Consider the following 258-nt stretch of genomic DNA (forward strand, 5'->3'; position numbering starts at 1 on the left):
TTAAACCAGGAGGAGTGGACCGAATTATGGCAAAAAGCTATGAAGCTAGATTATACTCCTATGGTGGATATTCGAGCGGTAAAAGCGGATAAAGGCAAAGGCTTGAAAGGTGCTATTTTGGAGACTGCAAAATATCCTGTAAAACCGTTTGATGTGACTGATGAAAAAATGGATTTTACGGATCAGGAGAAATTGCAGATAGTAGATGATATGCTGACAGGATTGCACCGAAAAAGACAAATTGGCTTTGGTAAGCTG

Annotated in this window: 1 protein-coding gene; it reads left to right on the forward strand. The window is 39.9% G+C overall.

The window, feature by feature from the left end:
• Nucleotides 1-258: protein rep (locus tag HMPREF2613_RS06315; RefSeq protein WP_186822077.1), on the forward strand; the 258-nt coding region annotated here is incomplete at both ends.

The organism is Streptococcus sp. HMSC070B10 (assembly GCF_001808665.1).
Classification (GTDB): Bacteria; Bacillota; Bacilli; order Lactobacillales; family Streptococcaceae; genus Streptococcus.